Raw genomic sequence first — 22887 nt, 5'->3', positions numbered from 1 at the left:
CCAGACAGGAAGACATCATGCTGAGCAAACCCGTGTTGAGCGTCACCGAAACGACCCGCATTCTCGAAGCCGCCCGCGCCGAAGCCGAGAAGAACAAGTGGGCCGTCGCGATCGTGATCGCCGACGACGGCGGTCATCCGCTCGCATCGCTGCGTCTCGATGGCGCGGCGCCGTCCACCGCCTACATCGCGACCGAAAAAGCCCGCACCGCGGCGCTCGGCCGCCGCGAAACCAAGGTCTACGAAGACATGATCAACAACGGCCGCACCGCGTTTCTCAGCGCGCCGCTGTCCGGCACGCTCGAAGGCGGCGTGCCGGTGATCGTCGACGGCCAGGTGATCGGCGCGGTCGGCGTGTCGGGCGTGAAGTCCGAGCAGGACGCGCAGGTCGCCAAAGTCGGCATCCAGGCGCTCAACAACTGAGCGGCTGAGCGGACCCCGCCCCCGTTAGCAAAACCCGCCGCAACCGGCCGTTGCGGCACCCCTCTCGCAGCAAGGCAATCCGTGGCATAACGCGGACCGGTGCCCCCTCATCGGTCCCATAACAGATGGAGCAGTCGATGACTCAGATGAACCCGCGCGGCGCACTGCTGGTCGCCGCCAATCTCGACCAGTTCGTTGAAACCGAAGCCCTGCCCGGCAGCGGGATCGACAGCGCCGCCTTCTGGTCGGGTTTCGACGCCCTCGTTCACGAGCTGGCGCCCAAAAACCGTGCGCTGCTCGCCGAGCGCGACCGCCTGCAAACCGAACTCGACAACTGGCATCGCGCCAATCCCGGCCCGGTGCGCGATCTGCGCGCGTATCGCGCGTTCCTCGAAGGGATCGGCTACATCGTGCCGGCGCCCGCCAGCGTCAAGGCGACGACCGAGAACGTCGACAGCGAAATCGCCGAACAGGCCGGCCCGCAGCTGGTCGTGCCGCTGTCGAACGAGCGCTACGCGCTGAACGCCGCGAACGCGCGCTGGGGCAGCCTGTACGACGCGCTGTACGGCACCGATGCGATTCCCGAGACCAATGGCGCGCAAAAGCAGCAAGGCTTCAACCCGGTGCGCGGCGCCGCGGTGATCGCGTATGCGCGCAAGTTCCTCGACGAGGCCGCGCCACTCGCGAACGGCTCGCATGTGGACGCGACCCGCTATAGCGTCGAAGGCGGCCAACTGGTCGTCGCGTTGAAGAGCGGCAGCACGGGCCTGAAAACGCCCGCGCAGTTCATCGGCTATCAGGGCGACGCGAGCGCGCCGTCGGCGGTGCTGGTCAAGCACAACGGCCTGCACGTCGAAATCCAGATCGACGCGAACGATCCGATCGGCAAGACCGACGCCGCGCACGTGAAGGACGTGGTGGTCGAGGCGGCGGTCAGCACGATCATCGATTGCGAGGACTCGGTCGCGGCGGTCGACGCCGCCGACAAGGTGCAGCTCTATCGCAACTGGCTCGGCCTGATGAACGGCGACCTGACCGAGGAAGTCACGAAGAACGGCAAGACCTTCACGCGCCGGCTCAACCCGGACCGCGAATACACCGGCGCGGACGGCAAGTCGCAAGTCAAGCTGCATGGCCGCTCGCTGCTGTTTATCCGCAACGTCGGCCATCTGATGACCAATCCGGCGGTGCTGACGAAGGACGGCCACGAGATTCCGGAAGGCATTCTCGATGCGGTGATCACCACGCTGTGCGCGCTGCGCGACCGTCAAAACAGGCTCAATTCGCGCACCGGCTCGATCTATATCGTCAAGCCGAAGATGCACGGCCCGGCGGAAGTCGCATTCGCGAGCGAACTGTTCGCGCGCGTCGAGAATCTGCTCGAGCTGCCGCGCAACACGCTGAAGATGGGCATCATGGACGAGGAGCGCCGCACCAGCGTGAACCTGCTCGCGTGTATCGACGCAGCGTCGGCGCGCGTCGCGTTCATCAACACGGGCTTTCTCGACCGCACCGGCGACGAGATGCACTCGGCGATGCTGGCCGGCCCGATGATGCGCAAGGGCGACATGAAGTCGAGCAAGTGGATCACCTCGTACGAGCGCAGCAACGTGCTGGTCGGTCTGGCCGCGGGCCTGCGCGGCCGCTCGCAGATCGGCAAGGGCATGTGGGCGATGCCGGACCTGATGCACGCGATGCTCGAACAGAAGATCGCGCATCCGAAGGCCGGCGCGAACACCGCGTGGGTGCCCTCGCCGACCGCCGCGACGCTGCACGCGCTGCACTATCACCAGGTCGACGTGCAGGCGGTCCAGCAGGAGCTGGAGCGCACCGATTACGCGCAGCTGCGCGACGAACTGCTGGACGGCCTGCTGACGATTCCGGTCGTCGAACAGGCGCAGTGGAGCGACGACGAAATCCGCGCCGAAGTCGACAACAACGCGCAGGGCATTCTCGGCTACGTGGTGCGCTGGATCGATCAGGGCGTCGGCTGCTCGAAGGTGCCGGACATTCACAACGTCGGCCTGATGGAAGACCGCGCGACGCTGCGCATTTCGAGCCAGCACATCGCCAACTGGTTGTATCACGGCGTGATAAACCGCGAGCTGGTCGAGGAGACTTTCAGGCGGATGGCGAAGGTGGTCGACCAGCAGAACGCCGGCGATCCGCTTTACAAGCCGATGGCGCCGGGCTTCGACGGCATCGCGTACAAGGCCGCGCAGGCGCTGGTGTTCGAAGGACGCGAGCAGCCGAGCGGCTACACCGAGCCGCTGCTGCACAAGTTCCGGCTCGAGGTGAAGCGGCAGGCTTGAGGTGGTTTAGCGCTGCTAGCGCTTCTGACCACGACCCTCGCGTGCCGCTAGCGAGGCTCGGTTGATGCAACGACGGGCGCCGCGCAATGCGGCGCCCGTTTTTCATGCGCGTGTCACATTGCGTTTCCCCGCGTTTTCCTGCATTTTCGTGTTTGCCAGCCCACAGGCCACCGTCTACACTGCTCTGCACTGACGCGCCGCAGCAATGGGCCGCTCCCGCCCGCTGCGCGCGTCGGCGTTTCAGCGCCGTTCACCCCGCACCCCGCCGTGGAACCGCCAAGGAGACAGCCGATGGAACATCACCGCGACAAATACGAGCGACTCGTCACCTTTGCGGCGTCGCTGCCGCCCACCCCGACCGCGGTCGCGCATCCGGTCGATCACGACTCGCTCGCGTCGGTCATCGAAGCGGCCCGGCTCGGCCTGATCGCGCCGATCCTCGTCGGCCCGCGCGAGAAGATCGTCGCGGCCGCCCAGGCCGGCAAGCTGGAGCTTGGCGAGTTGCCGATCGTCGACGCGCCGCACAGTCACGCGGCGGCCGCCGCGGCCGTGCGACTGGTGCACGAGGGCCGCGCGCAGGCGTTAATGAAGGGTTCGCTGCATACCGACGAACTGATGGCCGAAGTGGTCGCGCGCGCGACCGGTCTGCGCACCGAGCGGCGTGTGAGCCACTGCTTCGTGATGGACGTGCCGGGCCGCGAGGACGCGCTGATCATCACCGACGCGGCCGTCAACATCTCCCCGTCGCTCGACGAAAAACGCGACATCGTGCAGAACGCGATCGACCTCGCGCATGCGCTGCGCTTTCCGGCCGCGCGCGTCGCGATCCTGTCGGCGATGGAAACCGTCAATTCGAAAGTGCCGTCGACGCTCGATGCCGCCGCGCTATGCAAGATGGCCGACCGCCAGCAGATCACCGGCGGCATTCTCGACGGCCCGCTCGCGCTCGACAACGCGATCAGCGTCGAAGCCGCGCAGATCAAGGGCATTGCGTCGCCGGTCGCGGGCCGCGCGAACATCCTCGTGGTGCCGGACCTCGAAGCGGGCAACGTGCTCGCCAAAAGCCTGTCGTTTCTGGCCGGCGCCGATGCGGCCGGGATCGTGCTCGGCGCCAAGGTGCCGATCATTCTGACGAGCCGCGCCGACTCGGTGCTGACCCGGCTCGCGTCCTGCGCGGTGGCGTCGCTGGTCGCGCTCGCGCGGCGCGAACAGTTATCCGCGGCGATCGTCTGAGGGGGCTCGCATGGAAGTGATTCTGGTCATCAACTCGGGTTCGTCCAGCATCAAGTTTCAGGCCTTTTCGATGGACGGCACGACGCTCGAGCCGATCGCCGGCGGCAAGCTCGAAGAGCTGTACACCGCGCCGCGCATGACGGTCAAACGCGTGAACGGCGAAGTGATCGAGGACCGGCGCTGGCCGGACGGCGAGTCGCTGCCGCACGAAAAAGCGCTCGACTTCCTGTTCGACTGGCTGCGCACCCATGCGGCCGGCGCGACGCTGCGGGCGGTCGGCCATCGGGTCGTGCACGGCGGCGAGCATTACGGCGAACCGGTTGTGATCGACGACGAGGTACTGGCCGCGCTCGACAAACTGGTGCCGCTCGCGCCGCTGCATCAGCCGCACAATCTCGCGGCGATCCGCGCGATCGCCGCGCGCAATCCGCAATTGACGCAGATCGCCTGTTTCGACACCGCGTTCCATCACACGCAGCCGTCAGTCGCCACGCGTTATGCGCTACCGCCCGACATCACGAATCAAGGCGTGCGCCGTTACGGGTTTCACGGTCTCTCCTACGAATACATCGCGAGCGTGTTGCCGCAATACAGCGAGCGCGCCGCGCGCGGCAGAACCGTCGTGCTGCATCTGGGCAACGGCGCGAGCATGACCGCGCTGGCGGAAAACCGCAGCGTCGCCAGCACGATGGGTTTTACCGCGGTCGAAGGACTTGTGATGGGTACGCGCTCCGGCAGTCTCGATCCGGGCGTCCTGTTGTGGATGATCGAGGAAGCGGGCATGGATGCGCGCGCGATCGGCTCGCTGCTGTACAAACGTTCCGGACTCCTCGGCGTTTCCGGCATCTCCAGCGATATGCGCACGCTGCTCGCAAGCGATTCGCCGGCCGCCGCCGAGGCGGTCGATCTGTTCTGCTACCGGATTTCGCGCGAACTGGGCTCGCTCGCGGCCGCGCTCGGCGGCCTCGATGCGATCGTGTTTACGGCCGGGATCGGCGAATACGCGGCGCCGGTGCGCGAACGCGTGTGCCGCGCGGCGACGTGGCTCGGCGTGTCGCTCGATGACGACGCGAACGCGCGCCACGGTCCGCGCATCAGCGACGCGCAGAGCGCGGTCGAGGTGTGGGTGATTCCGACCAACGAGGAACTGATGATCGCCCGGCATACGCTCGGGCTGTTGTAGCAGCGGTTCTGGCAGCGGTTTTAGCACCGGCTGCAGCAGGCGTCGCCAGCCGCTCTGGCTGGCGACGCGATGCATCGCGTTATGCGACGCTCAGGCCGCTTCTTCCGCGAGTTGCGTCGCGGCGGCATCCGCCACCGTGCCCGCCTCGTTTCGCAGATAAGCCTGCAGATACGCTTCGAAATCGGCCTTCACTTCCGGGTGACGCAGCGCGAACTCGACGGTCGCCTTCAGATAGCCGAGCTTGCTGCCGCAATCGAAACGCGTGCCGAAGTAGCGATACGCGAGCACCTGCTCCTCGGTCAGCAGCGACTGCACCGCGTCGGTCAGTTGGAGCTCGCCGCCCGCGCCCGGCTTCAGAGCACGGATGTGCTTGAAGATCGTCGGCATCAGCACATAGCGGCCGACCACGCCGAGGTTCGACGGCGCCTCGTTCGGCGCCGGCTTTTCGACGATGCCCGACATCTTGATCACGTTGTCTTCCCACTCGCGGCCGTCGACCACGCCATACGAGCGGCTGTCTTCGCGCGCGATCGTTTCGACGCCGATCACCGAGCTGTGATAGTGGTTGAACGTATCGACCAGCTGGCTCATCACCGGCTTTGAGCTGTGCAGCAGATCGTCGGCGAGAATCACCGCGAACGGGCTGTCGCCGACCAGTTTTTCGGCGCACAGCACCGCATGGCCGAGACCGAGCGCTTCGGCCTGGCGCACGTAGAAGCAGTCGACGTTGGCCGGCTTGATGCTGCGCACGAGGTCGAGCAGCTTCTGCTTGTTGCGCGCTTCGAGTTCGGATTCGATCTCATAGGACTTGTCGAAGTGATCTTCGATCGCGCGCTTGCTGCGGCCCGTCACGAAGATCATCTCGGTGATGCCGGCGGCAATCGCTTCCTCGACCGCGTACTGGATCAGCGGCTTGTCGACGATCGGCAGCATTTCCTTCGGACTTGCCTTGGTAGCCGGCAGGAATCGTGTCCCGAGGCCCGCTACGGGAAACACGGCTTTGGTGACTTTCAGCATGGTAGACATTCCCACATCGGTTAGAAGTTGATGGATTCGCGGACCCGCCCGGTCAATGCCGGCATCGGACCGGCAAACGGGCGCTCGACGGGCGCTCGACGGCTGCTCGACGGCTGCTCAATTCACTCGCGCTGATTTCTCCAATTAATTCGATAATCGGCGAATTCCGACGATGCCGGATAGTGGAATAAATTGGGTCATTGTTACCCAGCCCACTACGCGAGGCTATTGAATAAATCTGAAACTCTTACATGCGAACCGCGCCCCTGGCGCGGTCGCTGCCCGGGATCGACGGGACCCGGGCCTCGCGTCATTCATTGCTCTTCGTCGACCGGCGGCAGCTTGCCCGGATTGGCGCGGTAACGGCCGATCGGCTCGTTACGCAGCGCATCGCGATAGGCCGAAGCGGCGATCAGGATCAGAAGCACGGCGACGCCGGCGAGCAAATGCAGGTTCATCACGTGACCTCGGGTCAGAAAATCCGTATCTCAAATTAACATGACAAAAGCGATAAATAATTCGACATCGCATTTTCTTATCCTCGATTACAACTCGTCACAAAATCGATAGCCCGGCTAATTCGCCCGGCATTTTTTATCGATTTTTTCCCGACCGCGATGTTTTAGCATGGAGATCGCGCGGCGACCTATGCGGCGGCGCAATACGTTGATCCATTGGCGCATTTCGTGGGCCGCGGTTGTCGCGGCGCGCGCGGTTTGGCCGGAGGTTTCCCGCTGCGGCCGGTGGCCAACGAAGCGTGCGTGCGCGCCGGAGTTCGAATTAATCCGGCCGGCGATGTCCTGACAATCCTTAACGCTGGCTCCCGCACGACTGTGGGCGCCCGCACGATTGACAGCATGACCCGGTGATAGCGTTTGCCGACCTCTTCTTCTTATCCCGTTCCCGCTTCAAATAAGGACTGCCCATGAGCGATCCATTGCTGGATGCCGCCGGCTCATCCCTGCCCCTCACTCCCCCTGCACGCTCCGCGCAGCCGGCGTCGTCCCGTGCGCGCGGGGACGCGCGCGCCGCGAGCGCCGGCAAGGAGCACCTGATCGACGCGATGCGCGGCTTCGCCGCGTTGCTGGTCGCGTACTTCCATTGCCGCCAGGTCGTCTGGGTCGGGATTCAGGCGTTCCATCACAGCGTCGGCCGCTCGTTCAGCCCGAGCGCGCTGGCCGCCTATCTGACTTTTCCGATCGCATGGGGCTCGGCCGGCGTGCCGATCTTCTTCGTGATCAGCGGCTATTGCATCCACCGCGGCGGCGCGCTGCGCGTCGCGGATAATCCCGCTTACCGGCTCGATGCGCGGCATTTCTGGCTGCGCCGCTTCGCGCGGATCTATCCGGTGCTGCTTGCCGCGTTGCTGCTGACGTTCGCGCTCGATTCGCTGAGCCTGCAACTGCCGCCGGTCAGCCACAAGATCGGCGACACCGGACTGCGCACGTTTTTCGTCAACCTGTTGTCGTTGCAAGGCGTCGCCGGCAAGACCTTTGGCTCGAACGGCGCGCTGTGGACGTTGTCGCTCGAAGTGCAGTTCTATGCGATCTATCCGCTGCTGTTCGCGCTGCGGCGCCGGCTCGGCATCAATGCGGTGGTGGCGGGCGTGGCCGCGATCAACGTCGTGTCCGCATATCTGCTCGAGCGCCACGACATTCAGTTCTTCACGTCGTACTGGTTTTCGTGGATGCTCGGCGCGTGGATTGCCGACGTGCAGGCGAGCCGCGCTTCAAATACCCGTGTACCGCGCGGGTTTTATTGGCTGGCGGCGGCGTTCGGCGCGGCCGGTTGCGTCGCGTTTCAGTTCGGCCAGTACGCCGCATTCCAGTTCTGGGCGCTCGCGTTCGCGTGCTATCTGCACAAGGCGCTGGCGCCGCGCGCGCAGACAGAGCGCGCGGCGGGCGCAATACGCGCACTGCTGAGCGGTCTTGCGGCGGGCGGCTCGCGCGTCCTCGCGCGTTTCGGCGACTTCAGCTTTTCGCTGTATCTGATCCATCTGCCGATCTTCGTGCTGCTGTCGTCGTGGCTGTTCCGTTCGTCGCTGCAGATGTCGATCTGGCCGTCGTTCGCTTATATGTTCGTCGCGGTGCCGGCCGCTTGGGTGTTCTACCGCGTCGTCGAATTGCCGGCGATGAGATGGTCGGCGAGTTTTAAATCCGGCGCCGCGCGCCGTGCCCGCTAAACGCGATAACCGATATGCGATAAACGATAAAAAAACGGAGCGAATGCCATCCGGCTTTCGCTCCGCTCTTCTTCGAGACCCGCACCGTTGCGAGTCCCGCCGTCCTTGCCGATACCGCTTTAGGTCCGCGCCACGTCCTTCAAAATCCGCGCGACCCCGTCCACATAGCTCTGCGTACCAAACCGGCTCAGCGCGCTGCGATAGCCGTTCTCGACCAGCTTCTCGCGCAGTTCGTCGTTCGAGCGCAATTCGGCGAGCGTATCGGCGAGCGCGTGCGCATCGCCCGGCGTGCACAGGATGCCGTTTTCGTGATCGTCGATGATTTCGAGCACACCGCCGGCGCGCGCCGCGACGACCGGCCGGCGCGCCAGCATCCCTTCGACGATCACGCGGCCGAACGGCTCCGGCGTAATCGACGTATGCACGACCGCGTCGACCGCGCACATGCAGGCGGGAATATCGTGCTGAAAGCCGAGAAAATGCACACGCTCGCCGAGCCCGTGCGCGGCCACGAACGCGTGCAATTCGACTTCGTACTGGTCCTCGCCGAACAGCGCCGCGCCGACCAGCACCGCGTGCATCTGCGGATTGAGCACCATCGCTTCGAGCAGCACGTGCTGCCCCTTCCAGCGCGCGAGCCGGCTGAACGAGCCGACCAGAAACGCATCGCGCGGCAGCTTCAGACGTTCACGCAGCGTCGCTTGCGGCACCGCGCGCAACGCGTCGAACGGTTCGGCCGAAATGCCGTTGAACACCACGTCGATCCGCTTGCTGTCGAATTGCGTGAGTTGCGCGAACGCCTGCGCGGAGGCGGCGGAATTGGCGATCACATGCTTCAGACCCAGCCGCGCGCACCATTTGATGATCGCCAGCTGCTTGCCGCCGAAGTGTTCGGCGCTGACGATGTCGCGCAGATGCCAGACCACCGGACGCCGCACGAGCTTGCCGGCGACCGCGCCGATCACCATCGCGCGTTGCGTGTTCGCGTAGATCACGTCGGCCGCGCGCGCGCGTTGCGCGGTCGCCCGCACCAGCGCGAGCAGCCCCTTCAACGCCTGGCCCTTCGGCAGCGAGCCGCCCTGCTTGCGGATGTTTTTCAGCACGCCGGCGTCGAGCACGTTGACCGCGACGCCGGTCTTCGCGAGTTCGCTGCGAAACGGCCCGTCGTCGAACAGCACGACCTCGACGCGCGAGCGCAACGCCTTGACGATTTCGAGCAACGACAGCTCGGCGCCGCCGAGCACGCCGCTTTGGTCGACCGCGAGGATGCGCGGCAGATCGGCGGGCAACTCGTGCTGGCCTTCCCGCTCGCTGTGCTCGAGGCCGGGTGGGTTCGGCACATACTGCACATACGGCGGCAACGTCACGCCGCGCAGCGCCGGCACGGCCGCGCGCACGTGCGCGAACAAACGCTCGCGAAACCGCTCGGCCGAAAACTGCTCGGCATTCGCGCGGCAATCGGCGGGCACGAAGCGCTGTGCGAGTTCGTCGAAGCGCTCGACCGCCGCGACGATCGCTTCGGCATCCTGCCGATCGAAGAACATCCCGGTCGGCTGCGGTCCGGACAGATCGCGCACGGTTTCGAGCGCCCCGCCCTTGCCGAACGCGATCACCGGCGTGCCGCACGCCTGCGCCTCGACCACCGAAATGCCGAAGTCCTCTTCAGCCGCGAACACGAACGCCTTCGCGCGGCTCATATGGTCCTTCAGTACCTCGAACGGCTGATAGCCGAGAATCTCGACATTCGGGCCCGCCTTCGCGCGAATCTTCGCCATCTCGGGCCCGTCGCCGATCACGACGAGCTTGCGCGTAGGCATCCTTGCGAACGCTTCGACGATCAGATCGATCTTCTTGTACGGCACCATCCTCGACGCGGTCAGATAGAAATCCTCTTTCTGGGTACACAGCGAGAACGCATCGACGTCGACTGGCGGAAAAATCACCTGCGCATCGCGCTGATAGACCTTCTTGATGCGCCGCGCGATAAACGCCGAGTTCGAAATGAAGCTGTCGACCGAATTCGCGGTGCGGATATCCCAGTTGCGGATGTAATGCAGGATCAGCCGCGCGAGCACCGACTTCGGGCCGTGCGTCAGCTTCGACTGCTGCAAATACTGATGCTGCAGATCCCACGCATAGCGGATCGGCGAATGCACGTAGCTGATATGCACCTGGTCCGGCCCGGTCAGAATGCCCTTCGCGACCGCATGGCTGCTCGAAATCACCACGTCGTACGCGGACACGTCGAGCTGTTCGATCGCGAGCGGCATCAACGGCAGATACGCGCGGTATTTGCTGCGCGCCCGCGGCAGTTTCTGGATGAACGAGGTCGTCACCGGCTTGCCGCGCAAAAAACTGCGGTCGTCAAGAAAGTCGACCAGACTGAACAGGTCCGCGTCCGGAAAGCACGCGATCATCTGCTCGAGTACTTTCTCGGCACCCGCATAGGTGACCAGCCAGTCGTGCACGATCGCGATGCGCACGTCCTGGTCGGTGCGCAATGGGCCGCGCGGCGCGCGCGGCTGCGCGCCTGGCACGTGGGTCAGTTCGTCGAGCGCGCTGCGCGTCGCCGGCCTCAACAGGTTTTTTTCAAGGACGTCGTGATTCATGCGCTTTTCCTCGGATTCAGTCGCAGGAGCAGTGAACGCGCAAGATTGCGCAAAGCGGGCGTCATCGTGATCGACCACGCGAGGTTCGCGCCGACCGTCAACACGCCGGCGGCGAGCGCGAGCGCGAGGCTCGGCAGAAAGCTCGCGAGCCACAGGCTCGCGAGCAGGAAAGCGAGATGCGCGAGCATGTCGAGCACGATCTGGCGCGCGCGGATCGCCGCGAAATGGAGCAGCAGCGCGTAGTCGAACAGCGCGCGCGCGGCGACCGCGACCGCCGCGCCGGTCAACCCGTAATGGCTGATGCCGAACCACAGCGCGCCGGCAAACAGCGGCAATTCGAGCAGACCGATACGCGCGGCGGTGGCCGGATTGACCTGCGACTGGATCAGGATGCGCGTGACGTTGGCCTGACCGACCAGCCACACCGCGACGATCATGATGCGGCCCACCGGTGCCGCCACCGTCGCAATCTCGCTGCCCACCCATAGATGCAGGAACGGTTCGAGCACCAGCATCGCGACCAGCGCGACCGGCGTGAACACGCCGTTCAGAAATTCGAGCGACTGCTGCGTGATCGTGTCAGCGTCCGCGCGGCCGACCGCCGAGAGCCGCGGAAACAGCGTGCGCACCAGCGCGGTCGGCACGATGTTCAGTCGCGTGACGAGGTTCTGCGGCACTGTGTAGTAAGTGACGAAACGCGCACCGAGGCGCGAGCCGAGCATCACGCGATCGAGCGAATCGGCGACCATCGTGGTCACGCTGGCGATCAGCATCCAGCCGCCGAAGTTGAACAGGCCCTTCGCGACGCCGAGCTGCGGCGCAAGAATGCTGCGTATTTCCAGCACTTTCAGCGCCGAGCGGCCGAGCAGCACGGCTGCCAGAATGCGCGCGAACACGGCGGCCGCGAGCACGTTCTGCAGGTTCGCGCCGAGCCACAGCGCGACGCCGAGCGGCAGCAACTGGAACAGGAAGGTGCCGATCGTCTGGTTGGTGTTGTAGACGCCGAAGCGCTCCGCGCCGTTGATCGCACCGGCGAACACCCACGACACGTTGGCGATCGGAATCGCGACCGCGAGCCACGGCAGCGCCATATAGACCTCGTGCTGCAGCTCGGGCGAGACCTTCGTGAAGTACGCGGTGTAGAGAAACGCGCCGAAGTAGATGATCAGGCCGCCGATCACGCCGGTCGTTAGATTGAGCCACGTCGCGCTCCAGAACACGCGCGCGCTTTCGTGCTGGTCGCCGGACGCGCGCGCCTTCGAGATATGGTTCTGCGCGGCCATGCTCATACCGAGATCGAGAATCCCGAAGTAGCCGATCAGCGTCCACACGAGACTGACCACGCCGTAGCGCTCGACGCCGAGCAGCCGGATATACGACGGCACGGTGACGAGCGACACGAAGGTCGGCAGTACGAGCCCGAAGAAATTGATCGCCACGTTTCTGAGAATGCCTTTGTCCATCGAAGCCTTCGGTTATGCGGTTATTGCGGAGGTGTGAGCGGTTATTGCGGGGGTGTGAGCGGTGATTGCGGGCGTGTCAGCGCGACGCGCGCACCACATCGCGTCACGGTTTCCAGCGGTACATCAGCACCTTGCCGCGCGCGTCCTCCTCGACGAACACCAGGTATTCGCCATTGCCGCGGCGCGCCGCGCTGATGCCGTTCGGCACATCGACCCAACCCGACGCGCGGCCCACTTCCGGGCCCGGACGGATCACGCCGAGTTCGCGGCCGCTGTCCTTGTCCCATACATGCACGGTGCCGACCGGTTCGACACCGAACAGGTATTGCCCTTCGACGGTGACGCCGATGATCGTCGCGATCGGTTTGGCCCCGGGCTGCCACGGCAGCGCGATCGCATAGCGCTGCACCGGCGTGCCGCTCGACCATTTGTCGTAGCGCACCAGCACCCGCCCCACCTCTTTCCAGAAGCCGCGCTCGAACGGCGCGTCGGCGGTGTAGCCGGTCGCGTACAGCGTGTCGGTAGCCGGGTCGTAGAGCGCGCGATGCAGTTCGGTGAACGGCGGCGGCACCGGGTAGCGCGTGAGGTTCGAATACGAGTAGAGCGGGTTGCCGTGCGCGTCGAGGCCGCCGAAGCGGAAGCGGTAAAGCCCCTTGTTGTCGCGCGCGCGCCAGATGTCGCCGGCCGTGTCCACCCACCAGCCCCAGCCGCCCGCGAGCTTCGTGCCGCTCGTATTCGGTGCGAACTCGGCGGGCTCGATACGGCCGTTGCCGTTCGCGTCGCGCCAGATCCAGTCGCCGCCGGGCGGCGCATTGGGCACCTGCGCGACCGCGCGCTCGCGGCCCGCGATCAGGCCGGAAGGAATCGCGGTTTCGCCGTCGTGTTGCGGATCGAAGCGATAGATCTTCAGATGGTCCGCGTACATGTCGGTCAGATACAGGAACGTGCGGCCCTGCACGCGCCGCGCGATCGGCAGCCCCGGATACTGGTCGGTGTGGAACACCGGGTCGTCCGGGTACTTGAAGCGATTCGACAGGAACCCTACGTATTTCCAGTCCTCGCCGGGCGGCTTCGACAGATCGAGTTCGAAGCGCTTGTTGCCGGTATAGACGCTGTCGGGCCGCGCGGGATCGAGCCACGCGCCATCGACGAACAGCAGCCCCTGAACCTGCCAGTTGCGTTTGCCGCTGGGTGCGTAGCTTTCGAGCGTTGCGCCGAGGCCCGCGCCGAGCGGCGCGTAACGCGGACCGATGCCGTTGGTCGACACGAACACGTTGCCGCGTGCATCGACACCCACGCCGGTCAGGCCGTTGAAGCGCTGCGGACCGGGCTTGCCGGCGACGCCGCTAAAAATGCCGCCGCGTTCGCCGAGCGTGCCGCTTTCGCTATAGCGGCCGTCGCGTTTGCTGAAGAACAGCACCTGCTGGCGCGGGCCGTTATCGGCGATCAGCACGCGGCCTTGCGCGTCGGTCGCGAGATCGACCGCAAGCGTGCCGGCCGGCAGCGTGAAGTTTTCGTCGATGCGGCGGCCATCCGCCGTGTAATGCGCGATTGCGGGCGGGCCATCGCCGCGCGTGCCGGTCAGCACCCACAGCGAGCCGTCGGCCGCGAGCGCGATGCGGCCCGGCTCCGGCACGTCCCACGTCGCCTTCTTCAGCATCGACTCGGCGTCGTACACGTCGATGCGATTGCGCGCGGTATTGGCCGCGTACAGCGTCGTCGCGCTGGCCGCGAGGCCGCCGAGCGCGGCATCGGTGCCGGTCGGCACGTCGTTCGTCATCAGGAAGCCGGCCGCGAGCTGCGCATGCGGGTCGGCGGCGCTGGCCGCCGGCTGGAACGGCGCGACGCGTTTCGGATCGCTGATCAGCCGCCGCGAAATACCGAACCATTGCCTGCCCTTCTCCGGCCATATACCCTGCCCGGCCAGACGCCCTTTTTCGTTGCCGACGCCGAGCGCGACGAACACGTACTTGCGATTGATCGCGATCGCATTGCCGCCGCTATTGCCCCAGCCATGCGTGCCGCCCGCGAAGCCGAGCATTTTGCCGTCCTGATAGACGGACGCCTCCGCGCCGCTTTCGTCCCACGGCGCGTTCGTATAGACCTTGCCGTCCGGGCTCACCGCGAGCGCGGTGATATTGATCTGCGTCCACGTGCCGTCGCCGAAACCGGAGCTGTTGCCAAGCCATGACGTGGTCGCGGGCAACGCCGTTTGCGCGCGCGCCGGCGCCACCGCGCAAAGCGATGCGACTGTGACAGCCGCGGCGCACGCGCTGATGGCGAGCCAACGGGTGGACGTGACACGGGGCAAGGCAGATCCTCCAATCGAATAGCCGCTCGGGGCGACGCACGCGGACCGGTTCGGCGCGGTGCGAAATTCGGTGATGCGACGATGGGTTGAGACGACGCGCGACGAGGTGCGCGTTAGCCCGGTGGAAGAGGCGCGGATGCAAGCGAGCGAGCGTCCGTGCGCGATGCGGCGAGCGACGACGCGCACGGCCCGACGACCGGTGGCCCACGCCTCGCGACCGACCCGGCCAATCGACTACCCGCCTACGTTACGCGTAAAAAATCCGCCGACGAAAATCGAAAGTAATTCAAAAATATTCGTCGATCCGATCGATATAAAAGAAATGATTTTTTAATAGTGAATAAAACAGCTCGCTGTCGCCGGGGCATTGTCATTGCATCGGCCAGGCCTTTTTTACCGCCTTTAAATAAGATGCTCGCGCACCGGTTACGGATTGCGCTCCGGCTCGCGAACAAGCATATAAATGCGTTTCGAATAGCTAAAGAAACACCCTGTTTCAATCCGCTTCACTTATTCAATTGCTTTGCGTTTTTTCGCGAATTTCTTTTCCCTAGAATCGATTGCACTCGTAGCGACGCGCGCGCCGCTTCGCCCGGCCCATCCGCTTTACACCATGGACGGTTCATGACTGCCAGTGCATCACCCCTCGCGCCCTCCCATTCCCGCATCGTGCAGCTCGACGGCTTGCGCGCGCTTGCCGTGCTCGCGGTGTTCGCGCAGCACGCACTGAAAGCGCCGCTGTGGATGGGCGTCGATCTGTTTTTTGTGCTGAGCGGCTTTCTGATCAGCTGCATCCTGCTCGAACGCAAAACGCAGCGGCAGTCGTATTTCAAGTACTTTTATGCGCGCCGCGCGCGCCGCATCCTGCCGCCGTACCTGCTGCTGATGCTGGTGTCGTCGCTACTGTTCGGCCTCGCGTGGGCCCGGCACTGGTACTGGTATGCGTTGTTCTCGACCAATATCGGCGATGCGCTCAACCAGAGCGGCCACGACAGTCTCAACGTGTTGTGGTCGCTCGCGGTCGAAGAGCAGTTCTATATTTTCTGGCCGTTCGTGATCCTGCTGGTGCCCGAGCGCCTGCTCGGCTACGTGGCGGCCGGCCTGATCGTGCTCGTGCCGGTGCTGCGTGCCATTGCCACGCCGTGGTTCGATTCGTTCTGGCCGATCTATTACCTGACGCCGTTCCGCATGGATCTGCTCGCGGCCGGCGCGCTGCTGGCCCTCGCGGTGCGCCGCGATCGCGACGCGCTGGAGCCGTTCAAGCCACTCGCGGTGCTCGGGATGCTCGCCGCGCTCGCGGTGCTCGCGTGGCTGCATCTGCACTTTCCGCGCTTTCGGGCCGCCAATACGCCGCTGTCGAATGCGGGGCTGTATAGCGTGTCGCTGGTGTTGTGCACGTCGATCGTCGTGATCGCGCTGCAAAGCCGCGGCTTCGTCAAGCGGCTGCTGTGCCATCGCGTGCTCGTCTATATCGGCACGATCAGCTACACGATCTACCTGATTCATCTGAGCGTGCTGTATGCGGTGTGGCCGCTGCATCTGAACCGCTATCTGAGCGCCGCGCTCGCGCTGGCGGTCACGCTCGCGTACGCGAGCATCACGTGGTTCGGCTTCGAGAAGCGGCTGATTCGCGGCGGCCGCGGCAAAGCCACGGGCGCGCGCGCGAGCTCGAACGCCACCGCGAACGCAACCTCGAACATCAACGCAACGGTCAACGCAAGCGTCAACGCCAACGTCGCGCGGCCGGCACCGCAAAGCCGCGCTTGAGCTGTGCCTGAGCCGTCCTTGAGCCGTGCTTGAGCCACCTCTGAGCCGGCGTGCCCGGCCGTTTCAACGCCGCACATATTTTCCATTCACAAAACCACAAGGCAACCCAGCTTATGAACCAGCCACGCAAAGCGATCATCACCGGCGTCTCCGGCCAGGACGGCGCCTATCTGACCCGCCTGCTGCTCGATAAGGGCTACCAGGTAACCGGCACCTACCGGCGCACCAGCTCGGTCAATTTCTGGCGCATGCGGGAGCTCGGCGTGCTCGATCATCCGAATCTGCGGCTCGTCGAACACGATCTGACCGATCTCGGCTCGACGCTGCGTCTGCTGGAGAGCAGCCAGGCCGACGAGCTGTACAACCTCGCGGCGCAGAGCTTCGTCGGCGTGTCGTTCGATCAGCCCGCGACCACCGCCGAAGTGACCGGCATCGGCGCGCTGAACCTGCTCGAAGGCCTGCGCATCCTGAGCCGCAATACGCGCTTCTATCAGGCGTCGACCTCGGAGATGTTCGGCCTCGTGCAGGCGGTTCCGCAACGCGAGAGCACGCCGTTCTATCCGCGCAGCCCGTACGGCGTCGCGAAGCTGTTCGCGCATTGGTCGACGATCAACTATCGCGAGTCGTACAACCTGTTCGCGAGCAGCGGGATTCTGTTCAATCACGAATCGCCGCTGCGCGGCCGCGAATTCGTCACGCGCAAGATCACCGACACGGTCGCGAAGATCAAGCTCGGCAAACAGGACGTGCTCGAACTGGGCAACCTCGACGCGCGACGCGACTGGGGCTTCGCGCTCGAATACGTCGAAGGGATGTGGCGGATGTTGCAGGCCGAGCAGCCCGACACTTTCGTGCTGGCGACCGGCCGTACCGAGACGGTGCGCGACTTCGTGCGGATGGCCTTCGGCGCGGCCGGCTATCAGCTCGAATGGTCGGGCAAGAACGAGCGCGAGACCGGTATCGACGTCGCGACCGGCAAGACGCTGGTGCGCGTGAATCCGAAGTTCTACCGGCCGGCCGAGGTGGAACTGCTGATCGGCTGCGCGGACAAGGCGCGCGACACGCTCGGCTGGCAGCCGCAAACCACACTCGAACAGCTGTGCCAGATGATGGTGCAGGCCGATCTCGCGCGTAATCAGCAGCACGAGACGTTCTGATATGCGCGGGGCGCGATCAGTGCACGGCGGCCGGCGTCACCGCCGACCGCCCCACGCCAGCGGATTCGCGACGGGCGATTAGCCAGCCAGCTTCCTGAACGTCTCGAGCACCGCCTCGCCCTTGAACGGCTTGACGATCCAGCCCTTCACGCCGGCCGCCTTGCCGCGTTCCTTCATCGCCGGACTGCTTTCGGTCGTCAGCATGATCACGTTGACGCTGTGGTTCGCGAGTTCGCCGCGAATCTTCTCAACCATCGTCAGGCCGTCCATGTTCGGCATGTTCACGTCGCTGACGATCAGTTTGATATTCGAGTCGGTCTTCAGCTTCGTCAGCCCATCCTTGCCGTCGATCGCGGTCGCGACATCGAGGCCGTTTTTGGTCAGGAAGCCCGCGACTTCGTCGCGCACCGTGCTCGAATCGTCCACTACCAGAATCTTTGCCATAGCCATTTCCCTTGCATTGCGTTGCGGTGCGTCGGCTTATCGACGCGTTGAATCAAAACAGATCGAGTTCACCGGATTCGACGAGCGCGTCGAGATCCGCCGTGTGTTCGGAAAAATCCTCCGGCGACCAGCGCAAGCTGAACACGAAGCGCTGATCGATCGTCACCGCCTGCCCGCTCGCCGCGTCGCTCAATACGTATTGAAAGCACAGTTGCGGATTGTCCGAGCCGAACGAGATGTAGCGATGCTTGTGATTGACGAGCAACGGCACCTGCACCTGACTTGCTTCTCGCATGCTCTGCGCGGCGAGGAAGCGGTCCTTGAACGCGCCCCAGATCAGATTGGTCAACTCGCCGAGCAGACTGTTGAGGTCGCGAAAATCGGGCTGCGCGACGCTCGTGCGGTGCGCGCACGCCGCGCGCTTGCGTTCGATCATGCCGAGCAGCGCGTCCTCCTGCGCCTGCATCAGCATGTAGCCGCGGCACCACGCGCCTTCGAGCGGAATCAGGCTGAATACTTCGCCGAAGATGATCCGGTCGCGCACCACGCTGGTCGTCTCGCGGCGCACCGTTACGCCGTCGAACAGCGTACCGAGCCGCGCTTCGGTGATCTGCGCGATCCCGCGCACCAGCGCGTGCGGAAAGTCGAGGCTGAAAATGTATTGATCGACGGCCGCCGCCAGTGCGCTCAGGTCCGCGGCGTCGAAACTCGCGCACACCACGTTCGCCAACGCGGGCGGCAGTGGCGCCGTTGGCCGCGTGCCGCTCGAACGCAGAATGATCGGCAGCTCGGGGCGCGCCGCGTGGATGCGCGCGGCCGCCTCGGCGGCCCGCTCGACCGAGCCGCCGTAGTCGCCGGCGAGCAGAACCCCGCCGAGGTCGATATTGGTGCCCAGTACGCTAGCGAGGCGGCTGCTGTCGCGCACCTTCAGCGCGATCAGATTGTGTTCGTCGAACCATTGCTTCAGGAGCGGGGCGTGGGCCGGATCGTCGTCGAGCACGAGCATCTTGCTGACGGGCTTGCTGGTATTCATCGTGTTTCGGTCCACTAATGCGATTGGGCTAGAAAAGTTCGAGTTCGCCTTCGGACTGGTCGGCCGCGCCGACGTCGGCCTTGAAATCGAGCGGTGCCTGCGCACACACGCACAGCGTGACGCCGAGCCGGGCCGCTGCGCCGATCACTAGCTCATACGTCCACACGTGATCGGGCCGCAGTTCGTCCAGATGCTCGACACAGGTGCTGTTCAGCTCGTACGGCGTCGACATTCCGAGGTCCGGAAAATATTTGACCAGTTGCTGGTTCATGTAACCGCAACACAGGTTGCCGAGTTCCATCAGCGTCTGCGCGAGCGAGCGGTTCGCGTCGCCGCCGGCGTAGTACGCGCGCGTCGCCTCGTCCTTGCCGAAATGCAGCACGAACAGCAGACGAAACGCGATCGACGAAATCGTCAGCGCCATCGCGCAAGGCTGCGCAGGATTGTCAGCGCTCCACTTCGGCACCGCGGTGATCTCGCACGAGTCTCCCGCTGTCGCGGGCAAGCGGGTGCGGGCCGCCTGCTCGAAAATTTCCGCGATGCTGTGCTTCGCCTGATCGCTGATCACGCCGCGGCCTGTTCGAGTCGGGATTGAAACTGCGTGGCCAGTGCCTCGACGCCGCCGAGCGACGCGGTAATCATCTTGCCGCCGGCCTGAATGTCCTGAAACGTTGCGGCCGTGGTCAAATCGTTGCGATGCAGACTCTCGCGATAGCTCTTCGACAGCTCCTGCGAGCGCGACGCGAGCGAGCGCACTTCGCCGGCGACGATCGAAAAGCCCCTGCCCGCGGCACCGGCACGCGCGGCCTCGATCGACGCATTGAGCGACACGATCAGCACGTGCTGCACGATCGACGACAGCTCCTGGTTTTTCTTGTGCATATCGCGGTTCTGCGCCATCAGCGAGATCATCTGCTCGTGCCAGCGCTCGAACGTGATCGACAGCGTTTTCAGACGGGCCGCCTCGCCGGCGACGCGGCTCGCCTGCCGCAACCATTCGTCCTTGCGCGCGGTAAGCGCGTCAAGCGACGCCTGCAACTCGTCGCGCTCGTGCGCGCCCGCTTCGGCCTGCGCGCGCAGGTCGGCGAGCAGCGCTTGCGACGCATCGCGCTCCTGATTCGCGTGCTCGACCAGCGCAAGGGCCGCGTCGCGCTGCATTTCGAGCGCCTGCCGCGCGAGCGCGTCGACCCGCTGCGCTGCCGCGGCGGCGCGCGACTTGCTGCGCCACAGGTATCCCGCAACGACTGCGACCGCGATGCCACCACCCGCGGCGGCCAGAAGATTAATTTCAAACACAACCGACTCCTGTCGCTTCGCTCAACCGGTGACCGCGCGCGTATCGGCGTGCGCCTCGGCTTGCGCACCACGCTCGCGCGCCGGCGCTCGCGCGCTCCCGGCGGCCCCGTCGAGACTGTCGACCGCCCAGTTTTCGGGGAAATACACGACGGTCTGGAAGCGTCGATAGTCGGCGCCGCGACGCTCGTCGGTGAAGCGCAATTCGATCCGGCCATGCTCGCGCCGCACGAAGTCGCGCACCGCGTCCATGCCGACGCCGCGGCCGGAAATCTCGCTGACGCTCTGCGCGGTCGAGAAACCCGAGCGGAAGATCAGCTCCGCGATCGCCTCGTCGTCGAGCGCGGCATCGGCCTCGATCCAGCCGCGTTCAAGCGCGGCCGCGCGCAGCTTCGCCAGCGCGAGACCGCGGCCGTCGTCGCTGATCGTGATCTGCAGCGCGTGCTCGTCGACGCCGATTTCGAGGTCGATCATGCCGGCCGCAGGCTTGCCGTTCGCGAGCCGCTGCGCCGCCGCTTCGATACCGTGATCGACCGAATTGCGCAGCAGATGGGTGAACACGTCGCGCAGCGTGCCGCTGACTTCGCCGCGCACCCGGTAGCCGTTGTCGGCGATCCGCACGACCGGCGCCTGTTTACCGAGTTCGTCCGCGAGCGACGGCAGCGAGTCGAGCACGCCCGCCAGCGCTTCGTGGATCGATTCGGTGCCGAGCAGCCGCAGCTCGCGCCGCAATGCCGCGCGCATCGACGCGAGCGCTTCCCGGTCGGCCGGATCCGCGCTCTCCAGCAGTGCCAACTGTTTCTGGATCGACTCCCGATCGACCATCAAAAAGCGCTCGACGCTGCCGCTCCTGCCGGGCCCTTTGCGCCCGAGGCTCACTTCATTGAGCGTCGCGTAGCTCTCGAGCGCGGCCTTGACCCGATGCAGATCCTCCATCAGCTGTTGCTGATCCCATGCGTCGCGATTCTCCGCGCGGCGCAACGCGTCGTAGCGCTGCTCGGTTTCGTGCACGATGCCGGTCAGATGCTGCAGGCTGTAAGTGCGCGCATTGCCCTTCACGGTATGCATGTTGCGGAACAGTTCGGCCACCGCTTCATGGCTCGGTTCGTGATGCTGACGAATGATCCGCTCGTTCTCGCTGATGAAACCCGTCGCGCTTTCGACGAAGTGATGAAACTTCTCCTGGCTCACCGCGAGGATCTCGCCGATCATTTCGAGGCGGCGCTTCTGCTCGCCGGCCTCGGCCGCGAGCGCGCGCAATTCGGTCACGTCACGCACGCACAGCATCAGGCGCTGCACCACGTCGTGTTCGTCGGTAATGGCCGACCAGCTCAGATCGAGCGTCTTCACGCGGCCGTCCGGCAGCGGCCGGGCGATCTCGTTGACCAGCAGATGCTGATTGAACTCGAAGTTCATACTGTCTTCGCCGATGCACGCGTCGAGCGCCGCTTCGATCTGCGCACGCACGTCGCTACTTATACCGGTACCGCCGAACACCAGATCGAGCAGCGAGCGGCCCGCGATCTCACGGGTCTCGAAGATCGCCTCCAGATACGCGGAGTACTCCGGATGCACGAGAGCGCCGTCGACGATCGTCAGAATGCCCTGCTGCATGTTCTGCAACATCGCCTGAATATCGGCGGTTTTCTGCTTCAATTGCAGCGAGCTGTGCTGGATCTTCTCAATCATTCCGTTGAACGCGACGATCGAATGACCAACCTCGTCCATTCGGCCGACCGGTACGCGGCGCGTAAAGTCCTGGCTCGCTGCGATCTCGCTCATCATCGTCTGCATGTCGCTAAGCGGCCGGGTAATCTGCCGGTACAGCAGCGCGCTGATCGCCAGCAGCGCGGCGATTGCCGCGCCGGTGGCAGCGGCGAGCGCGGTCGTGGTGGTCGCGAGCGCGCTGTTCAGCGCGTCGATCGCCGCGTCCTTCTGACGGTTCTTCTCGATTCGCAGCGTCTCGACGATCCCTTCGAGTTCGTCGCGGTATTGCGCGACGTTCGCAAACAGATAGGCCTGCGCGAGATCGTTCTTGCCGTCCGCCTTCAGCTTCGCGGTATCGTTCACCGCGTTGAAATAGTTCGCGAGGCTCTCGCGCGCCTGGCTGACCAGCCCGGTCTGCGCCTGCCCTTGCGCGGCTCTCGCCTGCAGCTCGAGGGCGGCGGCCAATGCGGCCTGTTTGCTCTTTAACTGCTCCTGCGCCTGCGCGACCATATTCGCGTCGGGCGCGTAGACGAGCGTCATCATCGAGAGCTGCACGTCCTTGAGCTGCGATACGAGGTCGGCCGACGCGAGCGCGCTCGGCACGACGCCCTGGGTGACCTGCCTGACATTGACGGCGCCGTTGCGGGTCTGAAGCACCGCGTATCCGCCAATGGCGGATAGCGCGACCAGCATCAGAACGACGAGCAGCGTGATGCGGTGACGGATGGTCATCTGAGATTCCCCGTGATCTGAA

Annotated in this window: 17 protein-coding genes; 7 read left to right on the top strand and 10 right to left on the bottom strand. The window is 65.0% G+C overall.

Features of this window, described 5'->3' with window-relative positions; translation table 11 throughout:
• Positions 1–17 precede the first annotated feature (17 nt).
• The 4 genes from LJ656_RS02570 (at position 18) to LJ656_RS02555 (ending at position 5150) form a co-directional block, all read left to right on the top strand.
• Entirely contained in the window at positions 18–422 is a 405-nt protein-coding gene (locus LJ656_RS02570) for a heme-binding protein (protein WP_230507697.1), read from the top strand.
• Between the two features lie 137 nt (positions 423–559).
• Positions 560–2734: a malate synthase G gene (locus tag LJ656_RS02565; protein WP_230507696.1), complete on the top strand. Its 2175-nt coding sequence runs from the start codon at positions 560–562 to the stop codon at positions 2732–2734.
• A gap of 117 nt (positions 2735–2851) precedes the next feature.
• Positions 2852–3967, top strand: coding sequence for a phosphate acetyltransferase (locus LJ656_RS02560; protein ID WP_329958796.1), 1116 nt, complete (start codon positions 2852–2854; stop codon positions 3965–3967).
• Between the two features lie 10 nt (positions 3968–3977).
• On the top strand, positions 3978–5150 hold the full coding sequence (locus tag LJ656_RS02555) for an acetate/propionate family kinase (RefSeq protein ID WP_230507694.1): 1173 nt from the start codon (positions 3978–3980) through the stop codon (positions 5148–5150).
• Positions 5151–5240: 90 nt separating this feature from the next.
• Here the strand turns inward: LJ656_RS02555 and galU are convergent, their stop codons facing one another.
• Both galU and LJ656_RS02545 read right to left on the bottom strand, forming a co-directional pair.
• Positions 5241–6167 carry a UTP--glucose-1-phosphate uridylyltransferase GalU gene (galU, locus tag LJ656_RS02550; protein ID WP_230507908.1) on the bottom strand — a complete coding sequence of 309 codons (927 nt, stop codon included), beginning with the start codon at positions 6165–6167 and terminating at the stop codon, positions 5241–5243.
• Positions 6168–6481: 314 nt separating this feature from the next.
• Entirely contained in the window at positions 6482–6625 is a 144-nt protein-coding gene (locus tag LJ656_RS02545) for a hypothetical protein (RefSeq protein ID WP_230507693.1), read from the bottom strand.
• A gap of 467 nt (positions 6626–7092) precedes the next feature.
• Between LJ656_RS02545 and LJ656_RS02540 the strand changes: the two genes are divergently transcribed.
• On the top strand, positions 7093–8349 hold the full coding sequence (locus LJ656_RS02540) for an acyltransferase family protein (RefSeq protein WP_230507692.1): 1257 nt from the start codon (positions 7093–7095) through the stop codon (positions 8347–8349).
• A 119-nt stretch (positions 8350–8468) separates the two neighbouring features.
• Here LJ656_RS02540 and LJ656_RS02535 read toward each other — a convergent pair whose 3' ends face one another.
• The 3 genes from LJ656_RS02535 to LJ656_RS02525 form a co-directional block, all read right to left on the bottom strand.
• Positions 8469–10958, bottom strand: a complete 2490-nt coding sequence (locus LJ656_RS02535; protein WP_230507691.1) for a glycosyltransferase family 4 protein — start codon at positions 10956–10958, stop codon at positions 8469–8471.
• Positions 10955–12421 (bottom strand): flippase, encoded by a 1467-nt coding sequence (locus LJ656_RS02530; protein WP_230507690.1) that lies wholly within the window; start codon positions 12419–12421, stop codon positions 10955–10957. The genes LJ656_RS02535 and LJ656_RS02530 overlap by 4 nt, the downstream gene beginning before the upstream one ends.
• 103 nt (positions 12422–12524) lie before the next feature.
• Positions 12525–14732: an NHL repeat-containing protein gene (locus LJ656_RS02525; RefSeq protein ID WP_230507689.1), complete on the bottom strand. Its 2208-nt coding sequence runs from the start codon at positions 14730–14732 to the stop codon at positions 12525–12527.
• Between the two features lie 624 nt (positions 14733–15356).
• On the opposite strand from LJ656_RS02525, the gene LJ656_RS02520 reads away from it, so the two are divergent.
• A complete protein-coding gene (locus tag LJ656_RS02520; protein ID WP_230507688.1) occupies positions 15357–16499 on the top strand; it encodes an acyltransferase family protein in 1143 nt (380 codons plus the stop codon).
• Positions 16500–16612: 113 nt separating this feature from the next.
• The gene (gene gmd / locus LJ656_RS02515; RefSeq protein ID WP_230507687.1) at positions 16613–17656 is read left to right on the top strand and encodes a GDP-mannose 4,6-dehydratase; all 1044 of its coding nucleotides are present in this window, start codon (positions 16613–16615) and stop codon (positions 17654–17656) included.
• Positions 17657–17734: 78 nt separating this feature from the next.
• Here the strand turns inward: gmd and LJ656_RS02510 are convergent, their stop codons facing one another.
• Genes LJ656_RS02510 through LJ656_RS02490 form a run of 5 tightly spaced genes read right to left on the bottom strand, consistent with a single transcriptional unit; the run spans position 17735 to position 22865 of the window.
• Positions 17735–18100, bottom strand: a complete 366-nt coding sequence (locus tag LJ656_RS02510) for a response regulator (RefSeq protein ID WP_230507686.1) — start codon at positions 18098–18100, stop codon at positions 17735–17737.
• Positions 18101–18152: 52 nt separating this feature from the next.
• Positions 18153–19133 (bottom strand): chemotaxis protein CheX, encoded by a 981-nt coding sequence (locus tag LJ656_RS02505; RefSeq protein ID WP_230507685.1) that lies wholly within the window; start codon positions 19131–19133, stop codon positions 18153–18155.
• Positions 19134–19161: 28 nt separating this feature from the next.
• The gene (locus LJ656_RS02500; RefSeq protein ID WP_230507684.1) at positions 19162–19701 is read right to left on the bottom strand and encodes a hypothetical protein; all 540 of its coding nucleotides are present in this window, start codon (positions 19699–19701) and stop codon (positions 19162–19164) included.
• Positions 19698–20429 (bottom strand): methyl-accepting chemotaxis protein, encoded by a 732-nt coding sequence (locus tag LJ656_RS02495; RefSeq protein ID WP_230507683.1) that lies wholly within the window; start codon positions 20427–20429, stop codon positions 19698–19700. The genes LJ656_RS02500 and LJ656_RS02495 overlap by 4 nt, the downstream gene beginning before the upstream one ends.
• Before the next feature lie 21 nt (positions 20430–20450).
• A complete protein-coding gene (locus LJ656_RS02490) occupies positions 20451–22865 on the bottom strand; it encodes an ATP-binding protein (protein WP_230507682.1) in 2415 nt (804 codons plus the stop codon).
• Positions 22866–22887: the final 22 nt, after the last annotated feature.

The sequence above is a fragment of the Paraburkholderia sejongensis genome, assembly GCF_020880815.1.
Taxonomy (GTDB): domain Bacteria; phylum Pseudomonadota; class Gammaproteobacteria; order Burkholderiales; family Burkholderiaceae; genus Paraburkholderia; species Paraburkholderia sejongensis.
Note: the sequence above shows the minus strand (reverse complement) of the source record. Positions and strands in the feature narration are given on the sequence as shown.